The organism is Serratia nevei (genome assembly GCF_024160145.1).
GTDB classification, from domain to species: domain Bacteria; phylum Pseudomonadota; class Gammaproteobacteria; order Enterobacterales; family Enterobacteriaceae; genus Serratia; species Serratia nevei_A.
The window spans coordinates 44,985-65,408 of record NZ_JAMYWQ010000002.1 but is presented as its reverse complement, the minus strand read 5'-3'; the positions used below and the strand labels follow the sequence as shown (position 1 = coordinate 65,408).

Below are 20,424 nucleotides of genomic sequence, written 5' to 3'. Positions count from 1 at the left end.
TTATTGTGCATAAGGCACCGGGAAGAATTCAGCAACGTTGACCATATTTTTCTCATCAATAGAATCCAGAATGCGTTGCGCTACCGCCAAATCAAGAATGCCCATGCCAAACGGAGAGAAAATGCGTGTGCGATGACTATCCGGAGCCACTTGCCGGCGAATAACGGCAGCGATACCGCCGGCCATAAATTCATGATGCCCCACCTGTTGGCTGGCCAGATGTGTCGATGTCTGCGCCTTCAGGCTGTGGCTGATATCGTCCGCAAAGTTTTGCGCAGACAGGATCACTTCGGGCGCCAAATCCCGCAATGACATATGCAATACCGTCGGCGCATGGCTGAACCATTCCGGCGAAGTGATATAAGGCTCTGTCGCAGAGGTTGCCATGAGAACCATATCCGACTGAGTCACCGTGGCCTCCAACGAAGCGGCCGTTGATTTCCCCACGAAGCTGGCGCATTTATCACGAAACAGCTGGCTGCGTTGCTCAGATAAATCAGCCACATACAGCTCATCAATGCACCAGCCTAATTTAACCAACAGGGCCAAGGTGTGATAAGCGATCGGGCCACAGCCGATTACGCCGAGGCGTTTGACCTTCCCTGGCGTTGAGTGCAGGTAGTGCGCACCCAACGCGGCCGAAGCAGCGGTGCGAGCGGCGCTGATTAAACTGCCTTCCAAACACGCGCGGGGATAACCCGTTTCGCGATCATTGACGATTAATACGGCGGAAGCGCGATCCAGCCCTTTTTCGATATTGCCGGGAAAGCTGGCGATCCATTTGATGCCGGCAATCGGCGCGGCGCTCTCGATAGAAGCAGGTAAAGCGATAATGCGATTGCGCGTACTGTCAGGGAAACGCAGAAAATAGCTGTCAGGGCTCACCGTGCGGCCATCGGCATGTTGCAGATAAGCATCTTGTACCGCGTCGAATACGGACTCAGGGTTCTGCTCCAGCCACTCGGCGATCTGTTTCGCGCCAATGACATGGAATGCAGGCATGGATGTTGTTGTTTGCATAGAGACTCTTTTAATGAGACTGGAGGACATAAAAATGGGTTAAATGGCGATAGCGCATTTTTCATAACCCTGCATTTCGGGAAAATGCTCGTTGACCCAATCGGGGTTATAAAGCGTATCGACGTAACGATCGCCCATATCAGGCGATATCGCTACCACACAGGCTCCTGGCGGAATGGCGCTGGCATAACGTTGCACACCACATAGCACCGTTCCCGAGGATCCCCCCAGTAACATGCCTTGTTGCGCAAGCTGTCGGCACATCCGCACCGTATCGAGTTCAGGGATCATCAACAGCTCGTCGAAGCTGGAATATTGACGGATCGCAGGTGGATTACTGGTCCCTAATCCCGGGATTAAACGTTTGCCTGCCGGTTGACCAAACGTGATGGATCCTTGGCTATCAACGGCGATGATTTTTGTTTTCGGCGCTTTCTCCCGAAGGTAACGGGACACGCCTCCCAGCGTTCCCGTCGTCCCCGCCCCGATAAAGACATAGTCGGGCTCGGGAAACTGCGCCAAAATCTCCGGAGCGGTCGAACAGTAATGCGCGTGAACATTCTCTTCGTTTTCGTACTGGTTAACCCACAGCAAATCAGCGTCTTGTTTCAACAACGATTTGATCAGGTTAATGCGTGTCGCCAGATAACCGCCATTCGCATCACGATCTTTTACGATGATTAATTTCGCACCGTAAGCCTGGATGATACGCGCGGTTTGCGGGGAAATGTTCGGATCGCTGACGCAAGTAAAGGAGTAACCTTTCGCGGCACAAATCATCGAAAGCGCTAATCCAAGATTTCCGGATGAGCTTTCAATGATTTTCATGCCTTTTCGCAACAGGCCTTGCTGCTCCAGCTGTGAAATCATTCGCAAACCTGATTTCACCTTGATAGAGCCCGTCGCGGACAACCCCTCTAACTTCAGGTTAACCTGGAAATGCTTCGCAACAGACAGTTTTATAAAAACGTTTGAAATCAATAACTCCATTGGAGAATTCGCGATCAATTTGCCAGCCCCCAAGCTGAACCATTCACGCAACGCAAGTAAGCCCAACCTTCCCTGCACAACATGAATTGCAAGAAAAAATAATGTTAAAAACGTTAACAACTTGATAAACGGTAAATATAGATAGCACAGTTCCACCTTTCGTCAATAAAAAAGCAGACCATTACACATTATAAAAGCTTTACTTAACGGCTAAGGCCAACTTAAAAGCAAACGTTTGCTTATGATTTGATCAGTTCCTAAGAATAAAATTCTGACCGCCCATTTTTTGTCAGTAAAACTGTCTGTTCTTGGCCTTTTTTTGCTTTAACGCGACAAGGCTGATGCAACCCCCAGGCTGACAAAACTTCGTTCTGATTTACCGGACGGTTTTTTTACATTCAGCACGACGAATCGCCCCATCCGGCACCGCAAACCGAACCCCAGAACAGCCCGCCCCCCAGCGAAACCCACTCTTTTATCTAAGAAGATTCCTAACCCAGCTGACAGATATCCCTTCCTGACGCCAATACGCGGGTTAACCCGCCGATTTACAGCAATAATCCTGTAAAAACAATCGATAAGCGAATTGTTCGCACTCGACAAGTAGCGTCTATCCTTTCGCTATGGGCGCCTGCCGCCCATCGTTCGCTGCGGTTCGCGGCATGCGCGTTTCTGGCTGTACGGGTTTCGGTTTATTCCATCGCGCGCCTCCATTCATCATGTTGAATTTCACAGCAATCTCTCAGCAACAAGGAGTGTTTATATGGCTTACGTCATTACCGACCGAGAAAAACTGCAAGCGATTTGGGAGGCCGCCAAAGCCGGCGACTGGCCGGCCGTGTATGCCGCCTCCGTCGATGCGCTCACCGATCCCAACCATGCCAACCAACCTATTCAGGGCGTGGATATCGCGGTGTATACCTGGATCAAAGGCGCCTATGGCGTGAACTCGAATCAGGGGGCGTTTGCCCATTACATTCGCGACCAAACCAAGCTGCAGTATGAGCTGCGCACCGGGCATGTGCCCGATGACTGGGAAACGCGCATCCAGAATGCTTCCGACAACATCGCCAAGAACTTCGCCAAGACGCTGTTTGGCGTCGATCTGAGCAGCGATCCCAACGCGCCGCTGCCGGATGCCCCGCCCACCAGCGCCAAAGTGCCGGACATTCACGAGGTCGGCCTGATTGACGCCGGCGCGGCGGCGTCCGAGGTGTTCACCGATGCCTCCTCGACTGGCGCCCCCAACTATTCGCCCTGGGCCGGCACCACGCTGTTCTCTTATTTAGGCGACACCTCGTTCTTTACCGAATGGGTGGCCACCAACGACACCTCGCCTTTTAAGGTCGAAAGCGGCACCTACGATTTGATTGCGGCGGCGCAGGTCTCCATGCAGATGAAAAACCTCAGTTACGTGGTTGAAACGCTGCTGGCAGGCGAAGTGCCCACCTATTTAACCACCCTCGGCATTGGCCACGAGACCATCCGCCTCGCCGCCGAAGCGGCGCGTGATTTCTACACCGAATCCTACGGCAGCAGCGTGACCGGCGGCGGCAGCCTCATTCCCGGCAAGCTGGATATCGGCTCGGCGATTTTCAACGACATTGCCGACGTGCTGTCCACGCCGAATCTGTACCGCGTCGGTACGCTGTATGACGATGATTTCACGCTGGCGTTCGGCAATATCGCCGTTAACACCGGCAGCGGCGACGACACCATCAGCGTACCGCGCGGCTGGCAAAACAACGCCGGCAACTACGGCTGGACGGTCATCGACGGCGGCAGCGGCCATGATACGGTCGATTATTCCAGCCTGTCGCACGGGGTAAACCTGAAGTTTGACGCCCAGGGCAGCTACGGCGGGCGCGGGGTGATCGAGAAAAACGGCATCGGACTGTATGGCTTTAAGGACGGGCTGTACAACATCGAGGCGGTGAAGCTGACGGACTTTAAGGATAACGTCACCTTTAACGATCGGGTGCTGACGCCGGCCAACGGCCTGGAGGTCAACCTGGGCAAAGGCTCCAGCGAGATTCGCTTCGAGCACGGCTATACCACTGCGCCGGGTGGGAGCGCGCCGCAGGATTATCTCGGCGTGAACCTGAGCATGCTGTCCAACGATGTGCCTTTCCCCAACAGCCTGCTGAATATTCCCGTAAAGCAGACCCACAATATCTACATCGACGACAGCTTTGAGCTGGGCTTTTTACAGGCCTCTTCCCTGTCTATCGATAACCACCTGCTGGCCTTCGGCACCGAAGGCTCAAACAGCAGCTTCTCGCTGAACTACAACGCGCAAACCCATACGCAGGATCTGTCGATATTCATGCAGGGCGAAAGCGCGCTCAATCAGCACGTCGTCAATATCTACAATTGGGCACAAGGCGACTTCGGCATCACGCTGGAGCAGCCGGCCATTCAGCTCGTCGGCTTGCAAACCGTTACGCCGCAAGAGCTCGCGGCCGCCTAAGCGAAGCCCGCCGGGTTTACCGGCGGGCTGTTTACCTTCAGCGCGGCGGCTCAGGCCCCATCCCGCTCCGCAACCCGCGCCATCAACGCCCCCAACAGCGCCAGATCGACCAGCAACGCCAGCGCGAAACAGCTTCCTCTCGCGCCCGGCGCGGCGTAGGTTTGAATCAGCAACGCGGCAACCACCACGGCCACGATGCTCACCACCGTCGCCAGCCTGCACGCCACGGCGAACGCCGCTCTCTCCCCCACCGCCGTGCGATAGGCCACGCCCTGCCCCAGGCCGCCGAGAGCGACGCCCGCCAGCAGAATCGGCCAGCCGTGGCCGCCGAACAGCATCAGCAGCGTGAATAGCCACCCCGCCGCCGCCAGCAAAAAGCCGTAGCGGAGAATGACCAGCGCAGGCCGGTTGCGCAGCGGCTGCCAGCGGGCCAGCGTGGCGCCGCCGAGAAACGCCAGCGCCAATGCCATTAGCAGCATCAGCGTTGCGCCGATGCCCAGCAGGCTCTCCGCCTCCAGCAGCAAGGTGCCCGCCGCGACCGGCACGCTCAGCGCCAGGGCGCTCGTCGCCGCCCCCGAGTGTTCCATGGCGCCCAGTGCGCCGTTGTTGATATACATGCTCATCGTTCACTCCCGATATGTGGAAATGATGAAATAAATTCATTCCCGTATTCACATGTCGGTAGCCTATCTCTTGTATAATCGGTCAGACAAACTCATAGTTTTCAGCCTTAGATGAGAATAACTCAGCCATGAGAAAACCCCGTTTGCCGCCGCTGGGCGCGCTGCGCGCCTTCCACGCCGTGGCCGGCTGCCGCAGCTTCAAGCTGGCCGCCGAGGAGCTGGGCGTCAGCGCGACGGCGGTCAGCCATCAGATCAAGCTGCTGGAGTCGGTGCTGGCATGCCGCGTGTGCGAGCGCAGCGCGCAGGGCGTCAGCCTGACCGAGACCGGCGAGATCCTGTATGCCGGCACCCAGCGCGCCTTTGCCGCGCTGGAACAATCCGTCGCCCAAATCACTCGCGCCCAGCTGCCGCCGGCGCTGACCGTCACCACCACCTCCAATTTTCTCACCCACTGGCTGGTGCCGCGCCTGGCGGATTTCAAGGCGGAGTTTCCCGCCATCGATCTGCGCCTGCACACCAGCGTCGAGCGCGTCGATCTCAGCCAGCGCACCGTGGACGTCGCCATCCGCTACCGTGAGACGCCGGAAAGCGATCTGCCCTGCACCCTGCTGCATGAGGATCGCTTTATCGTGGTGGCCAGCCCGGCGCTGGCGCTGGAGCGCAGCGAGGATTTGCAGCGGGTAACGCTGTTTCACGTAGAGCATCGGCAGGTGCCCGCCGACGCACCGACCTGGGAAAACTGGCGGCGGCGCTACGGGCCGGAAGGGTTGAACGTGGAAACGGGGCTGACCTTCAGCGACGAGACGCATGCGCTGCAGGCGGCGGTGGCGGGCCAGGGGGTGGTGATCGCCAGCCGGCTGCTGGCGCGCGATTTGTTGCAGCGCGGCGTGCTGGCCGCGCCGTTCGAGATGTCGTTACCCGGCGCCAACTATTACCTGGTAGCCACCGAAGAAACTGCGCAGCGCCCCGATATCATTGCGCTGCGCGAGTGGCTGCTGCGGCAAATGGCGGCGGGCTAACGGCTCGCGCTCATCGCGCGGCGACGTCGGCCAACAGCGTCTCCGCCGCCAGTTTGCCGAGGTTGTTGGAGGCCAGCGGGCTGTCGCCGGTCAGCAGGCGCCGATCTTTATGCACCTTGCCGGTGATGCCGGCGTTGACGATCTTGACGCCCCGCTCGCGCAGGCGTTCGCCCACCAGCCAGGGCATCGGGCCGGGGATGTAACCGATGTCGATGTTGGCGCCGGTATCGAGCGAGTCCGGGAACACGCACATCTCATAGCCGCGATAGAGGAAATCCTCTTTGCGCTCGCCGATGCCGGCCGCCAGCAAGCCCGCCGGCCCGTGGCACAGCGAAATCACGTAGCGATCGTTGTCGTGCGCCCAGTGCAGGGTCTTTTTCACCTCTTCGCTGAACGGGATATCGTTGAGCACGCCGTGGCCGCCGGGGATGAACACGCCGAGGTAGTTGCCGCCATCCAGATCCTTTACCACCTCCGTCAGCTTTTTCGGCTGCTTGAGCTGGCTGCGGTACTTCTCGTAGGTGGCCTTGACCGCTTCATCTTCCTGCGGGAACGCCCACATCTCCAGCTTCACCGGATCGCCGGACGGCGTGGCGATATCGATTTCGAAACCGGCCAGATCCAGGTGATACATCGGCAACAGCATCTCGACCGGGTGGTTGCCGGTGGAGAAGAACTTGCCGTTTTGCATCAGCAGGTAGCGCTCCTGCGAGGCGATCATCAGCACCTTCCACTTGCCGCCGCGATAGGCGTTCGGGTAGCTGGCGCCCGCGAAGTCGGTTTTGGACGAGGTGTACTGGCTGAGGGAGTAAGGCGATGGGAAGAACGCGTTGTCTTCCGCCACATCCGGGGTAGGATTACGATCGTTCGACACTGAATCAGTCATGATTATCTCCATATTCACCGTTACGTTGCCCTTTCAGCTTAAATAACCGCCGGCGGGGCCGCAATGCGGGATATCCCTCAAGCATCGCCCAGGCGGTGGAGATTCCGCCCGGGCGATGTGGTTAGCGGTTCACGAACGCCAGCAGATCGGCGTTGACCTGATCGGCATGGGTGGTCGGGATGCCGTGCGGCGCGCCCTTATAGGTATGGAGCGTGCCATGCTGAACCAGCTTGGCCGACAGCACACCGGAGTCCTGATAAGGCACCACCTGATCGTCGTCGCCGTGGATCACCAGCACCGGAATGGCAATCTTCTTGAGATCCTCGGTGAAATCGGTCTGCGAGAAGGCGACGATGCCATCGTAGTGCGCCTTGGCGCCGCCCATCATGCCCTGGCGCCACCAGTTCCAGATAATCGCCTCAGAGGGTTTGGCGCCCGGGCGGTTATAGCCGTAGAACGGGCCGGCGGGCACGTCGTAATAGAACTGCGCCCGGTTGGCGGCCAGCTGCGCCTGGAAATCATCGAACACCGCTTTGGGGGTGCCCTGCGGATTGGCGTCGGTTTTTACCATCAGCGGCGGCACCGCGCTGATCAGCACCGCTTTGGAGACCTTGTCCTCGCCGTGGCGCACGATATAGCGCACCACTTCGCCGCCGCCCGTCGAGTGGCCCACGTGCATCGCGCCCTGCACGCCCAGGTGTTTTACCACCGCGGCGACGTCATCGGCGTAGTGGTCCATGTCGTGCCCTTCCGACACCTGGCTGGAGCGGCCGTGGCCGCGGCGATCGTGCGCCACCACGCGGAACCCTTTGTTCACGAAGAACAGCATCTGGGCATCCCAGTCATCGCTGGACAGCGGCCAGCCGTGGTGGAAGTAGATAACCTTGCCGTTTTTGGGGCCCCAATCCTTGTAGAAAATCTCGACGCCATCGCTGGTCGTTACATAACCCATGTCGTTTCTCCCATTTACACTATGGTTAAAAAAGAAGGTTTATACTGCGCGCGGCGCCGGGATCTCTGGCTCCCTCATCCCGGTTGGCCGACGATCTTGCGTTGATCGTTTAACGAGTATAGGTTTAAAGCTCACTTTAAGGTCAAACAGGATTCGGCAAACCGCATTCCCGTTTTCACTCGGCATCAGGAGAATTCAAGTGCAGGGAGATGACATCCTCATGACGATGGAGCAACGGCTTGCCGCCCAGCGCCATGCCTTCCTGCGCGACGGCGCCCCGACGATCGCTCAGCGCAAAGCCGCCCTGCGCCGCCTGCGGTGCGCCATTTTGGCCCAGCGCGGCGCGCTGACAGCGGCCGTCAGCGCGGACTTCGGCCACCGCTCGCCTTACGAAACCGACATCCTGGAAATCCTGGTTACCGTGCAGGCGATCGATTATCTGCTGCGCCACCTGAAGCGTTTTATGCGGCCGGAACGCCGCCACGTCGCTCTGCCGTATCAGGCCGGGCGCGCCTATGTGCAATACCAGCCCAAGGGCGTGATTGGCGTTATGGCGCCGTGGAACTACCCGTTGTCGTTAATCTTCATCCCGCTGGCCACCGCCCTGGCCGCCGGCAACCGCGTGATGCTGAAACCTTCGGAGCTCACGCCGTGCACCAGCCAACTCATCGAAACGATGCTGGCGGCGCTGTTTTCCGCCGATGAGGTCGCGGTGGTGACCGGCGGCCCGGACGTCGGGGCCGGTTTCAGCACACTGGCGTTCGATCACCTGGTGTTCACCGGCAGCACGGCGATCGGCCGCCAGGTCATGCAGGCGGCCGGCGAGAATCTGGTGCCCTTGACGCTCGAGCTGGGCGGCAAAAGCCCCGCCGTCGTGGCGCCCGGCGCGCTCACCGCCAGAACCGTTAGCAGCCTGGCGTTCGGCAAGCTGTCGAACGCGGGCCAAACCTGCATCGCACCCGATTACCTGTTGATCCATCAAGCCGATGTGGAAAACTTCATCGCGCTCTACGACGCGGCGGTCAAAGCGCTTTACCCCGACGGGCCGACGAGCCATGACTACGGCGCCATCATCAACGACAGGCACTGCCGCCGTTTGCAGGATCTGCTCGCCGACGCGCAGGCACGGGGTGCGCGGATCGTTCCGGTGGGCCACCGCCCGGAATCAGCGTCTGAACGGCCGAAAACCCTCGCCCCCACGCTGATCGTCGGCGCCCCCGACGACAGCCGGATCATGCAAGAGGAGATCTTCGGGCCGCTGCTGCCGGTGCGCACCTACGCCGCCTTTGATGAAACGATCGACATTATCAACGCCGGGCCGCGCCCGCTGGCGCTGTACTACTTTGGCCCAGGCGGCCCCCTGCAGGACAGGCTGCTGGCGCGCACCACCTCCGGCAACGTCAGCGTCAACGCCACCCTGCTGCACTTCGCCCAGGACGATCTGCCGTTCGGCGGCATCGGCCCCAGCGGCATGGGGGCCTGCCACGGCATCGAAGGCTTCCGGGCGCTGAGCCACGCCAAAGGCATCTTCATCCAAAGCCGTTGGCACTTCACCGATCTGCTGCGTGCGCCGTTCGGCAAGCTGGCGGACGCGGTGCTCAAGGTCATGCTGCGGCGCCGATAGGGCGGCCTGCCGGCTATCAATAACACAGCCATAAATCGCCGCAAGCTATCACAATATTCACTCATTCCTATTTTATCTCTCCGCCGCCGCTGACTAAGCTTAGCCATGAGTCACCCCTTGCCCGTTAGCGGCCGGGGCGATGTGAATCCATTGAGTTCAGTTATTTAGCGCAACACCCGACGCAAGCCTGACCCGCATGCCTTGTTAACCGCTCCACGCCCGGCGGCTGGAGCACCTTTACGGAAGCAGAGAGCGCATTATGACAACTGAAAGCAAATGCCCGTTTTCGGGCGGCAAACAACCCGCACCGCAGGACGGCCCCACCAATCAGGATTGGTGGCCTAATCAGCTCAGCCTGAAACCGCTGCATCAGCACTCCCCCCTGTCCGATCCGATGGACAAAGACTTTAACTACGCCGACGCCTTCAAGCGCCTCGATCTGGCGGCGGTCAAACAGGATCTGCACGCCCTGATGACCGATTCGCAGGCATGGTGGCCGGCGGACTTCGGCCACTACGGCGGCCTGTTCATCCGCATGGCCTGGCACAGCGCCGGCACCTACCGCATCGGCGACGGCCGCGGCGGCGCGGGCGAAGGCCAGCAGCGTTTCGCCCCGCTCAACAGCTGGCCGGACAACGTCAGCCTCGACAAGGCGCGCCGCCTGCTGTGGCCTATCAAGCAGAAATACGGTCGCAATATCTCCTGGGCCGACCTGATTATCCTGACCGGCAACGTGGCGCTGGAATCTATGGGCTTCAAAACCTTCGGCTATGCCGGCGGCCGCGCCGACACCTGGGAGCCGGACGACGTCTACTGGGGTTCCGAGAAGATCTGGCTGGAGCTGAGCGGCGGGCCGAACAGCCGCTACTCGGGCGATCGTGACCTGGAAAACCCGTTGGCGGCGGTGCAGATGGGCCTGATCTACGTCAACCCGGAAGGCCCGGACGGCAACCCCGATCCGGTGGCCGCCGCGCGCGACATCCGTGAAACCTTCGCCCGCATGGCGATGAACGACGAAGAAACCGTGGCGCTGATCGCCGGCGGCCACACCTTCGGCAAGACCCACGGCGCCGGCCCGGCGTCTCACGTCGGTGCCGATCCTGAAGCGGCCGGGCTGGAGTCGCAGGGCCTCGGCTGGCACAGCACCTTCGGCACCGGCGTCGGCAAAGACGCCATCACCAGCGGCCTGGAAGTCACCTGGACCACTACCCCGACCCAGTGGAACCACGACTTCTTCCGCCACCTGTTCGAATACGAATGGGAGCTGAGCCAAAGCCCGGCCGGCGCGCACCAGTGGGTGGCGAAAGACATCGGTGAAACCATTCCCGACGCCTTCGATCCGAACAAGAAACGCCGCCCGACCATGCTGACTACCGACCTGTCGCTGCGCTTCGATCCGGCCTACGAGAAGATTTCGCGCCGTTTCTATGAGCACCCGGAAGAGCTGGCCGACGCCTTCGCCCGCGCCTGGTTCAAGCTGACCCACCGCGATATGGGGCCGCGTGCACGCTACCTCGGCCCGGAAGTGCCGCAGGAAGAGCTGATTTGGCAAGATCCGATCCCAGCGGTCGATCATCCGCTGATCGACGAGCAGGACATCGCCGCGCTGAAAAACGCCGTGTTGGCTTCCGGCCTGCCGGTGTCGGCGCTGGTCTCCACCGCCTGGGCTTCCGCTTCGAGCTTCCGCGGTTCCGATAAACGCGGCGGCGCCAACGGTGCACGCATTCGCCTGGCGCCGCAAAAAGACTGGGCGGTCAACCAACCTGCGCAGCTCGCCGCGACGCTGGCCAAGCTGGAGAGCATCCAACGCGCCTTCAACGATGCGCAGGCCGGCGGCAAGCGCGTCTCGCTGGCGGATCTGATCGTGCTGGCCGGCGCGGCGGGCGTGGAACAGGCGGCGAAAAACGCCGGTTTGACCCTGACGGTGCCGTTCGCGCCGGGCCGCATGGACGCTTCGCAGGAACAAACCGACGTGGACTCCTTCGAGGCGATGGAGCCGCTCGCCGACGGATTCCGCAACTTCCTGAAGGGTAAATACCGCGTGCCGGCCGAAACGCTGCTGGTCGACAAGGCGCAGCTGCTGACCCTGACCGCGCCGGAAATGACGGTGCTGGTCGGCGGGCTGCGGGTGCTCGGCGCCAACGTCGGCGGCACGCCGCACGGCGTATTCACCCAGCGGCCGCAGGCGCTGACCAACGACTTCTTCGTCAACCTGCTCGATATGGGCACCACCTGGCACCCGGTCGGTGAAGACGGCCTGTTCGAAGGACGCGATCGCCGCAGCGGCGCGGTCAAATGGACCGGCACCCGCGTCGATCTGGTGTTCGGTTCACACGCGCAGCTGCGCGCGCTGGCCGAAGTCTACGGCAGCGCCGACGCGCAGGAGAAGTTTGCCCACGACTTCGTCGCCGCCTGGAACAAAGTGATGAACCTCGATCGTTTCGATCTGGCGTAAGCTCCCCGCAACGGCCTGCCGCGGCAGGCCGTTTTCTCTCCCAATAGCCCCTCCGCTCAACGCCAATCGTGGCGTGTGTCGCTATATTTTCTTTTCCCGCTTATTCGTATTTCCTTAACAAGTCATATAAAAATTTGATGGGCGGCAATTCTTTTAATGCTGTATTTATATTTATAGAGAAATGACGGTGGCAGATTCATTGCGTTAACGCGCTCGGCAAGCCACTTCAGGCGGGCTAAGCCGTATACGTTAGCCATAAATAAAAAAATACGCAGCGGCGGGCGTTAATTCGTTTTTCAAATTTGGCGGCACATTTTATGTCTTGCGGTTTTATTTTCAGCCGACGGGAAAGGTCACGGGCAATCACGCTTCACTCTGGAAAAGAGTCATCTCGCTGGAGGTTATCATGCAACATATTATCGGTATTTCTTCTCGTCGGCTGAGGCTATCGGCCCTTGCGCTGCTGTTCCCGGCGCTGTCATGGGCGGCCGATGGGGAATCGGTCGCCGTGGGGCCACAATATGACACCACCCACGTCTACGTCGAGCACGGCAAAATGGATGCCTTTGTCGACAGCATTCTGAAAACCTTCGGCGGCACCAGCACCGAGCGCGTGCTGGTCAACGTCACGCCCACGCCGAGTAAAACCTACTCGCAGTTGATACTGACGCCGGCCGGCAGCTTCTCGGTGTTCGATTTCACCACACCGATCCCGCACCCGTTTGGCACCGAGCGCAACGGTTTTCTGGTCAGGGATATGGATGCCGCCATTCAACAGGCCAAAGCCGCCGGCGCCGATGTGCAGGTTGCACCTTTCGACGATCCGATCGGCCGCGACGCGGTGATCCAATGGCCCGGCGGCGTCAACATGCAGCTCTATTGGCACACCAAGGCGCCCAACTACAAACCGCTGCTGAGCGTACCGGAAAACCGCCTGTACCTCTCCACCTATCGCGTCGACGACTTTCTGAAAAGCTATCAGGCGTTCTCCCACGGCAAGGTGGTGAGCGACGAACAGGTCAGCGATGCGGTGATTGGCCGCAACGATAACGGCAAGATCCGCCAGATCGCGCTGGACTCCCGCTTCGGCAAAACGCGCATTTTCGTCACCGACGGGCATCTGCCCTATCCGTTCGGCCATGAGCGCACCGGCTATGGCGTCGACGATCTGCAGGCCACGCTGGCCAAGGCGACGGCCAGCGGCGCAGAGGTGCTGTGGCGCTCGACGGCGGCGGAACGCCGCGCCTCGGCGCTGGTCCGCTTCCCCGGCGGCTACATCGCCGAGATTCACCAGATCAATAAATAACGGCGATCCTCCATCGCCCAAAGCGCGCTGCGGCGCGCTTTTTTCTTCGGATACCTCATAATGAAACGCACGCTTCCCGCACTGCTGCTGTGCTCCACGCTCCCCGCACTGGCGGCGGCCCCCGCCTCTTCGCCCTGGAAAAACATCCCGCTGGGCGAGGCGGCCACCCTGTCTTTCGACGGTTCACTGCGCGAGCGCTATGAATGGACGGATCAACGCGATCTGAGCGCTGGACGCGACGACACCTTCATGCAACGTCTGCTGATCGGTGCACGCCTCGACTACGACGACAACTTTGGCGCCTATGCACAGTTGGGATCGTCACTGGCTACGCCGCGCGATCGCGGGCGCAAGCCGACCGACGAAGATCGTGCCTATCTCGGCCAGGGCTATGTGGACTTAAAACTGCCCACCGCTTACGGCCTCGGCACCCTGCGGGTCGGCCGCCAGGAGATTGCGCTGGGTTCGCTGCACCTGATGGGCACCCGCGACGGCCCCAACGTGCGCCGTTCTTTCGACGCCATCCGTGCCAGCTGGGTCAAAGATAAAAACCGCCTCGACGCCTTTATCGGCCACCCCGTCACCCTCAAAACCGGCCTTTTCGACGACGATACCGACAACAGCCAAAAGGTGTGGGGGCTGTACGGCACCACGCCGCTGGCCGCGCTGGCGTCCTCGCTCGATCTCTACACCTTTGGTTTTGAGGATAACGACGCTCACTATGCGCAGCTCAGCGGGCAAGAGCGGCGCTATACCGTCGGCGCGCGCATTTTCGGCGCAGCGCAGGGGTTCGACTGGGATAATGAAGCCGCCTGGCAGTTCGGCAGCGCAGAACAGCGCGGCATCCGCGCCTGGTCGGCGTCGGCGCACGCCGGCTATACGGTGAGCGACTGGCGCTGGCAGCCGCGCTTTGGCGGCAAGATTGGCCTCGCCAGCGGCGATAAAAACGGCCACGATGGGCAGCTCAATACCTTTAACGCCATGTACCCCAAGCTGCCCTATCTGACCGAGAACGGGCTGGTGGCGCCGGCTAACCTGATCGCCATCCACCCTTCGGTCACCATCACGCCGTGGCAAACCCTGTCCATCGACTTCAGCTGGGACGCGTTGTGGCGGCAACGCCGCGAGGATGCCTTCTACCTCGGGCCGATGCGCCCGGTGAAGGGCAGCGAGCAAGGCTCACGCTTTATCGGCAACCAGTATCAGGTCGAAACCACCTGGACGCCGAGAAGCGATCTCCAATTCAAGGTGGCCTATGTCTACTTCGACGTCGGCCACAGCCTGCAGCAGCATGCCGGGCTGAAAAACATGAACTTCGTGCTGGCGCAGGGCACCTACAGCTTTTAACGCCAGGCCAAGAAAAAGGGCGCCGAACCTGGCGCAATGCTTGTCAGTTAAGCCCGACTGGCATTTTTTTATCCAGTCTCTGTACGTGACGTGCAGGACGAATTGCCGTAAATGCCCAGAATATCTCTGTTACTACAATGAACGGCAATTGGAGGGGCCGAAGGCGCGGCCCCTGGCTCGGTCGAGGTGCAGAAGCTTCATGATGCACCTCTCATTTATCGACCGAAAACGTCACGAGTACTTCAAAAAAAACGCTAACTGACAAGTATTATGCCGAACAGGGCGCCCCGTCTGTCTCACACCGCTTCCAGCTCCCTCGCCAGGGTGGCGACCAGCGCCGCCGCCGGCATCGGCCGCGCCAGGCCCACGCCCTGCCCGGCCCACAGCGACATAAATTCCCCGCGTCCGGCCTTGGCCGCCGCCTGGCGGATATCGCCGGTGAGTGCGTTCTGCACCGGATAAGGCAGGATCTGCGCCTCTTCTGCGCGCATCTGGCGCATAAAATCATTGACGATGCCGCGCGCCGGGCGGCCGCTGAAGGCGCGCGTCAGGCGCGTGCTGTCATCGCCGGCATTGCGCAGCGCCGCCCGCCAGGCTTCGGCGATGCCCGACTCCGGGCTGCACAGGAACGCGGTGCCCAGCTGCGCCGCCTGCGCGCCCAGCAAGCGCGCCGCCGCGATGCCGCGTCCGTTCATGATGCCGCCCGCGGCGATCACCGGGATCTTCACCGCCGCCACCACCTGCGGCAGCAGGGCCATCAGGCCGACGCAAGATTGCTCGATATCGCCGAGGAAGGTCGGGCGGTGGCCGCCCGCCTCCGAGCCCGAGACGCAAACGAAGTCGGCGCCCGCCTCTTCCCAGGCGCGGGCTTCCGCCACGGTGGTAGCGGTGCCGATCACCCGCGAGCCGGCCTTCTTGAACTGCGTGACCGTGGCGCGCGGCAGCACGCCGAAGGTGAAGCTGGCCACCGGCGGCGCCGCCTCCAGCAAGGCCGCGATCTGGTCACGGTTGTTTTCGGCAAATTGGGTGGGGATCGGCGGCTCGCTCAGCCCCAGCGCTTCGCGGAACGGCCGCAGCAGGTGCTGGGCGCGCTTAAGCTCGGCGAGATCCGGGTGCTGCTCATCGAGCAGAAACAGATTGATGTTGAACGGCGCGGCGGTCTGTGCGCGGATCTGCTGCACCCGTTCGAGGATCACCGCCGGTGAAAACAGCGCCGCCGCGCACGAGCCCAGCGCCCCGGCGTTGCTCACCGCCACCGCCAACGCCGGCGGCGACGCGCCGTTCATCGGCCCTTGAACGATCGGATAGCGCAGCCCAAGCTCGCGGGCAAAAGCAGAAGGTGCCGTCATCAATGTGTCTCCCTGTGCTGACTACATTCGTCTTACGGCGGCCGCGCCGCCGAACCGACCAAAAGCATAGCACCTTCTCACCGCCTGGCCGTGCAGTTAATGCTTCACCTGATGCCGGTCGAGCGACAGGAAGTGATGCACCACCGGTTTCTCCGGCCCGATGTGGAAGCGCAGCGCCTCCTGCTGCAGATCGGCGTCGGCGTGCGACACCCGCTGGTGCTGCCGCAGGTGCTCCGCCCAGGACTCCACCAGGAACCACTCCATGATGCATTCCGGATCGCCGGTGTGCTCGGTAATGCCCCAGGCGTAAGCGCCGTCGCGGCGGCGTGCGCGCTCCAGCATCAGCAGCGTGCGCAAGAACTGCGGCCGATCCTGTTCACGGATGCGGTACTCCACCTGAATCATCACCGGGCCGCGATCGTTCTCAACCGGCGTGTTGACCAGCGGCTCCGGCCAATGGTTCGACGGCTGCAAATCGGCCTCGCCGGTCGGCAGACGCAGGCGATGGAACAGCAGCCCCGCCGCCAACAGGCCGACGCCACCGACCAGCAGCGTGGCGGCCACGCCCAGCTCCTGCGCCACCAGCCCCCACACCAGGCTGCCCGCCGCCATCGCGCCGTTGAACACCATCAGGTAGATGGCCAGGCCGCGGCCGCGCACCCAGTTGGGCAGCACGCCCTGCGCCGCGCCGTTGAGCGTGGTCAGCGCAATGATCCAGCCGGCGCCCAGCACCAACAGCAGCACCACCGCCAGCCACTGCGGCGGCGCCAGCGACAGGGCCGCCATCACCACGGCGGTGAGCACCGCCGCCAGCAGCACCAGCCCGTCGGCATTCAGCCGCTGGCGCAGGCGCGGCAGCGCGATCGCCCCGAGGATCGCCCCGGCGCCTACCGCCCCCAGCAGCACGCCGTAAAAGCCGGCGCTGCCGCCCAGCATGCGGCGCGCCACCAGCGGCAGCAGCGCCCAGACCGAGCTGGAGAAGGCGAAGAATACCGCCGCCCGCAGCAGCACCACGTGCAGCTCGCGGCTGGAACGGGCATAGCGCAGCCCGGCGCGGAAGGCGCCGAAGAAGTGTTCCGACAGGCCGCTGTCCTCGGCCTTCGGCCGCTTCCACCACAGCAGCGCCGCGATCACCAGCACATAGCTCATCACGTCCGCGCCGTAGGCCGCGCCAGCGCCGAAGCTGGCCAGCAGCAGGCCGCCGGCCGCCGGGCCGATGGAGCGGGCGATGTTGATGCCGAGCGAGTTCAGCGCCACGGCGTTTTTCAGCTCGGTGCGCGGCACCAGCTCCGGCACGATCGCCTGCCAGGTCGGCCCCATCAGCGCCGCGCCGATGCCGCCGACGAAGGTCAGCGCCAGCAGGTATTCCACCGTCAGCGCACCGGTCTGCGACAGCACCAGCAGGCTGCCGCTGACGCAGGCCAGCAAAATTTGCACGAAGATCAGAAAACGCCGCCGGTCGAGGATGTCCGACAATACCCCGGCCGGGATCGCCAGCAGGAACACCGGCAGCGTGGCGGCGGTTTGCATCAACGCCACCGCCGAGGGATTGCTCGACAGATCGGTGATCAGCCACGAGCTGGCGACGTCGCGCATAAAGCTGCCGACGTTGCCGAGCACCGTCGCGCCCCACAGCACGGCAAATAATGGGATTTTCAGCGGCGCGAAGCCGCCCGCCGCCGCCTTGTTTTCCGTCTGTTCAGCCATCCGTTCGCTCCTTCAAATCGTTGAATGCCACCAGCAACAGCGCACCGGCCAGCCCAAGGTGTTCAAAAAATCCGTTCATTATCTGGCCGCGCTCCGCCCCGGCCAACTGCCAGAACGGATTGGCCATCAGCGTCGCCATCAGGGTAAAACCGGCCAGCGCCAACGCGCCGAGCCAGCGATAAAAGCCGCTCAGGATCAGCGCCGACGCCACCAGTTCGAGCAGCGTCACCAGCACGGCGAACAGCGCCGCCGGCTGCAGGCCGAAATGGGTCATCTCGGCAACCGCACCTTCGACGTTCAGCGCCTTGACCAACCCGCCCTGAATGTAGGCGGCGCAAATGGCGAGCAGCAGCAGCCAGCGCACCGCGGGCGCATGCAGCCGTTGCGCGCAGCGGGCGGCGAAAGCAGTCAGGTTCATCGCGCCCCCTTAGAACGGCGAATTCTGGATAAAGGCCAGCAGATCGGCGTTGAAGCGATCGGGATCGACCTGCGCCAAGCCGTGGGCGCCGCCAGCGTAAACGTTCAGCTCCGCCTGTTGCATAAGCTTAGCGGCTTTCAGCGCCGAGGCGCCGATCGGCACGATCTGATCGGCGTCGCCGTGCACCAGCAGCGTCGGCTTGTCGATCGCCAGCAGATCGGCGGTGTAATCCACTTCGGAGAACGCACTCACGCCGTCGTACTGCCCTTTCACGCCGCCCTGCATGCCCATCAGCCAGAAGTGGTCGATCAGCCCCGCATTGCTCTCCACTTCGTCGCAGTTGAAGCCGTAGAACGGCACCGCCAGATCGTTGAAGAACTGCGCGCGGTTGCCCGCCAGGCCGCTGCGAATGCCGTCGAAGGCCGCCATCGGCACGCCCTCCGGGTTGGCCGGCGTCTGCAGCATCAGCGGCGGCACGGCGCCCACCAGCACCACCTTCGCCACCCGATCGCTGCCGTGGCGCCCGATGTAGCGCGCCACTTCCCCGCCGCCGAGGGCGTGGCCGACCAGGATCAGGTCGCGCAGATCCAGCGTTTCGATCAGCAGCGCCAGATCGTCGGCGTATTGGTTGATGTCATTGCCGTACCAGGTCTGATCCGAACGGCCGTGGCCGCGGCGATCGTGGGCAATCACGCGGAACCCGCTCTGGCCGAAAAACAGCAGCTGGTTGTCCCAGGCGTCGGCGGACAGGGGCCAACCGTGGGAGAACAGGATCGGCTGGCCGCGGCCCCAATCCTTATAGAAAATGCGCGCGCCATCGGGCGCGGTGAGGATGCTCATGACGTGTTCCCCGCTCGGTATTGAATTGGATTTTGTACCGGGTAACAGTACGGCAGGCGCAAAGGCAGTGATAACGGAATAATTTTCGCAAGATCGCGAGTTTTTTTGCTGAAGAGGCCGGCGTCGCCGCCGGCTCAGTCTGGGACGCCGGTTAACGGCTGGGGTGCTGCTGCAGCCGTTCGCTGCGGTAGAAACTCAGCAGGCACCCGCCGAGGGCGATCAGCGCCAGCGGCGCAGCGACGAAGCCGATATTGCCCATGCCCAGATGCAGGCTCACCTGGTTGCCCAGCAGCGCGCCGCTGCCGATGCCGAAGTTGTACAGGCCGGAGAAGATCGCCATCGCCACGTCGGTGGCATCCGGCGCCAGGCTCAGCACTTTGGCCTGCATCGACAGGCCGATGGCCATGATCGCCATGCCCCAAAAGATGCACAGCACCGTCAGGTGGCTTTCGCTGCCGGCGGCCGGCAACAGCAGCAGCAGGCTCAAGGCCAGCAGCGCAATGGCGCCGATAAAGAAGCCGGAAGGAAAACGCTCGCTGTAGCGGCTGAACAGCAGGCTGCCGACGATGCCGGCGGCGCCGAACAGCAGCAGCATCAGCGTGGTGAAGTTCTCCGACAGCCCGGCCACGGTCTGGATAAACGGCTCGATGTAGCTGTAGGCGGTGAAGTGCGCCGTCACCACGATGACGGTCAGCATGTACAGCGCCAACAGCGCCGGGCGTTTGAACAGCAGCGGCACGCTGGCCAGCGAACCGGAGTGCTCGCTTTTCAGCACCGGCAGCAGGCGCCACAGCAGCACCAGCGCCAGGGTGGCGCATACCGCGATGCCGATAAAGGTCATGCGCCAGCCGAGCAGTTGCCCTACCACCCGTCCGAGCGGCAGCCCGAGCACCATCGCCAGCGCGGTGCCGCCCGCCAGCAGGCTCAGCGCCTGGGCTTTCTTGCCCGGCGGCGCCACGCGGATCGCCAGCGAGGCGGTGATCGACCAGAACACCGAGTGCGCCAGCGCCACGCCGGCGCGCGAAATGACCAACGTGGTGAAGTTCCAGGCCACGGCGGTCAGCACGTGGCTGGCGATAAACAGCATGAACACGCCGATCAGCAGCTTGCGGCGCTCAATTTTGCTGGTCAGCAGCATGCAGGCCAATGAGGCGGCGGCGACGATCCAGGCATAAATGGTGATGATCAGGCCGACCTGTTCGGTTTGCATCGAGAAGCTGGCGGCGATATCGCTCAGCAAACCGACCGGGATAAATTCGGTGGTGTTGAAGATAAAGGCCGAGACGGCGAGGATAACCACGCGCAACCAGGCGGTTGAGCGTGAAACGGCAGCGTGTTCCATGGTAAACAAAATCCGGACAGGTGCGGGCAAGTCGCGATATTTTAACCAACCGGCCCGCTAAATGCGATACGCGTCA

Annotated in this window: 16 protein-coding genes; 6 read left to right on the top strand and 10 right to left on the bottom strand. The window is 61.9% G+C overall.

Annotation, left to right across the window (positions count from 1 at the left end):
* Together sbnB and sbnA are read right to left on the bottom strand one after the other, a co-directional pair.
* Positions 1–1,020, bottom strand: a complete 1,020-nt coding sequence (gene sbnB, locus M6G53_RS02185; protein ID WP_048234426.1) for a 2,3-diaminopropionate biosynthesis protein SbnB — start codon at positions 1,018–1,020, stop codon at positions 1–3.
* A gap of 39 nt (positions 1,021–1,059) precedes the next feature.
* On the bottom strand, positions 1,060–2,166 hold the full coding sequence (gene sbnA, locus M6G53_RS02180; RefSeq protein ID WP_223294889.1) for a 2,3-diaminopropionate biosynthesis protein SbnA: 1,107 nt from the start codon (positions 2,164–2,166) through the stop codon (positions 1,060–1,062).
* 607 nt (positions 2,167–2,773) lie between these two features.
* Between sbnA and M6G53_RS02175 the strand changes: the two genes are divergently transcribed.
* Complete coding sequence (locus M6G53_RS02175; protein ID WP_102984405.1) at positions 2,774–4,480, top strand: hemolysin; 1,707 nt, start codon at positions 2,774–2,776, stop codon at positions 4,478–4,480.
* A gap of 50 nt (positions 4,481–4,530) precedes the next feature.
* Here the strand turns inward: M6G53_RS02175 and M6G53_RS02170 are convergent, their stop codons facing one another.
* Positions 4,531–5,103: a hypothetical protein gene (locus M6G53_RS02170; protein ID WP_253328570.1), complete on the bottom strand. Its 573-nt coding sequence runs from the start codon at positions 5,101–5,103 to the stop codon at positions 4,531–4,533.
* A 128-nt stretch (positions 5,104–5,231) separates the two neighbouring features.
* Here M6G53_RS02170 and M6G53_RS02165 point away from each other — a divergent pair, with 128 nt between their 5' ends.
* Entirely contained in the window at positions 5,232–6,122 is an 891-nt protein-coding gene (locus M6G53_RS02165; protein ID WP_253328569.1) for a LysR substrate-binding domain-containing protein, read from the top strand.
* Positions 6,123–6,132: 10 nt separating this feature from the next.
* On the opposite strand, the gene hchA is transcribed toward M6G53_RS02165, so the two are convergent.
* Both hchA and M6G53_RS02155 read right to left on the bottom strand, forming a co-directional pair.
* The gene (hchA, locus tag M6G53_RS02160; RefSeq protein ID WP_253328568.1) at positions 6,133–7,008 is read right to left on the bottom strand and encodes a glyoxalase III HchA; all 876 of its coding nucleotides are present in this window, start codon (positions 7,006–7,008) and stop codon (positions 6,133–6,135) included.
* Positions 7,009–7,129: 121 nt separating this feature from the next.
* Positions 7,130–7,960, bottom strand: coding sequence for an alpha/beta fold hydrolase (locus tag M6G53_RS02155; protein ID WP_253328567.1), 831 nt, complete (start codon positions 7,958–7,960; stop codon positions 7,130–7,132).
* Positions 7,961–8,180: 220 nt separating this feature from the next.
* Here M6G53_RS02155 and M6G53_RS02150 point away from each other — a divergent pair, with 220 nt between their 5' ends.
* The 4 genes from M6G53_RS02150 to M6G53_RS02135 all read left to right on the top strand — a co-directional run bounded on the left by M6G53_RS02150 (position 8,181) and on the right by M6G53_RS02135 (position 14,692).
* Positions 8,181–9,584 carry a coniferyl aldehyde dehydrogenase gene (locus tag M6G53_RS02150; protein ID WP_253328566.1) on the top strand — a complete coding sequence of 468 codons (1,404 nt, stop codon included), beginning with the start codon at positions 8,181–8,183 and terminating at the stop codon, positions 9,582–9,584.
* 259 nt (positions 9,585–9,843) lie between these two features.
* A complete protein-coding gene (gene katG / locus M6G53_RS02145; protein WP_253328565.1) occupies positions 9,844–12,039 on the top strand; it encodes a catalase/peroxidase HPI in 2,196 nt (731 codons plus the stop codon).
* 406 nt (positions 12,040–12,445) lie between these two features.
* Entirely contained in the window at positions 12,446–13,345 is a 900-nt protein-coding gene (locus tag M6G53_RS02140; protein ID WP_253328564.1) for a VOC family protein, read from the top strand.
* A 60-nt stretch (positions 13,346–13,405) separates the two neighbouring features.
* Positions 13,406–14,692: an alginate export family protein gene (locus tag M6G53_RS02135; RefSeq protein ID WP_253328563.1), complete on the top strand. Its 1,287-nt coding sequence runs from the start codon at positions 13,406–13,408 to the stop codon at positions 14,690–14,692.
* A gap of 296 nt (positions 14,693–14,988) precedes the next feature.
* On the opposite strand, the gene M6G53_RS02130 is transcribed toward M6G53_RS02135, so the two are convergent.
* The 5 genes from M6G53_RS02130 to M6G53_RS02110 all read right to left on the bottom strand — a co-directional run bounded on the left by M6G53_RS02130 (position 14,989) and on the right by M6G53_RS02110 (position 20,348).
* Positions 14,989–16,041, bottom strand: a complete 1,053-nt coding sequence (locus M6G53_RS02130; RefSeq protein WP_253328562.1) for an NAD(P)H-dependent flavin oxidoreductase — start codon at positions 16,039–16,041, stop codon at positions 14,989–14,991.
* Between the two features lie 96 nt (positions 16,042–16,137).
* Positions 16,138–17,748 (bottom strand): MFS transporter, encoded by a 1,611-nt coding sequence (locus M6G53_RS02125; protein WP_253328561.1) that lies wholly within the window; start codon positions 17,746–17,748, stop codon positions 16,138–16,140.
* On the bottom strand, positions 17,741–18,166 hold the full coding sequence (locus M6G53_RS02120) for a DoxX family protein (protein WP_253328560.1): 426 nt from the start codon (positions 18,164–18,166) through the stop codon (positions 17,741–17,743). The genes M6G53_RS02125 and M6G53_RS02120 overlap by 8 nt, the downstream gene beginning before the upstream one ends.
* A 9-nt stretch (positions 18,167–18,175) precedes the next feature.
* On the bottom strand, positions 18,176–19,006 hold the full coding sequence (locus M6G53_RS02115) for an alpha/beta fold hydrolase (protein ID WP_253328559.1): 831 nt from the start codon (positions 19,004–19,006) through the stop codon (positions 18,176–18,178).
* A gap of 151 nt (positions 19,007–19,157) precedes the next feature.
* Positions 19,158–20,348, bottom strand: a complete 1,191-nt coding sequence (locus M6G53_RS02110) for a sugar transporter (protein ID WP_101455527.1) — start codon at positions 20,346–20,348, stop codon at positions 19,158–19,160.
* Positions 20,349–20,424: the final 76 nt, after the last annotated feature.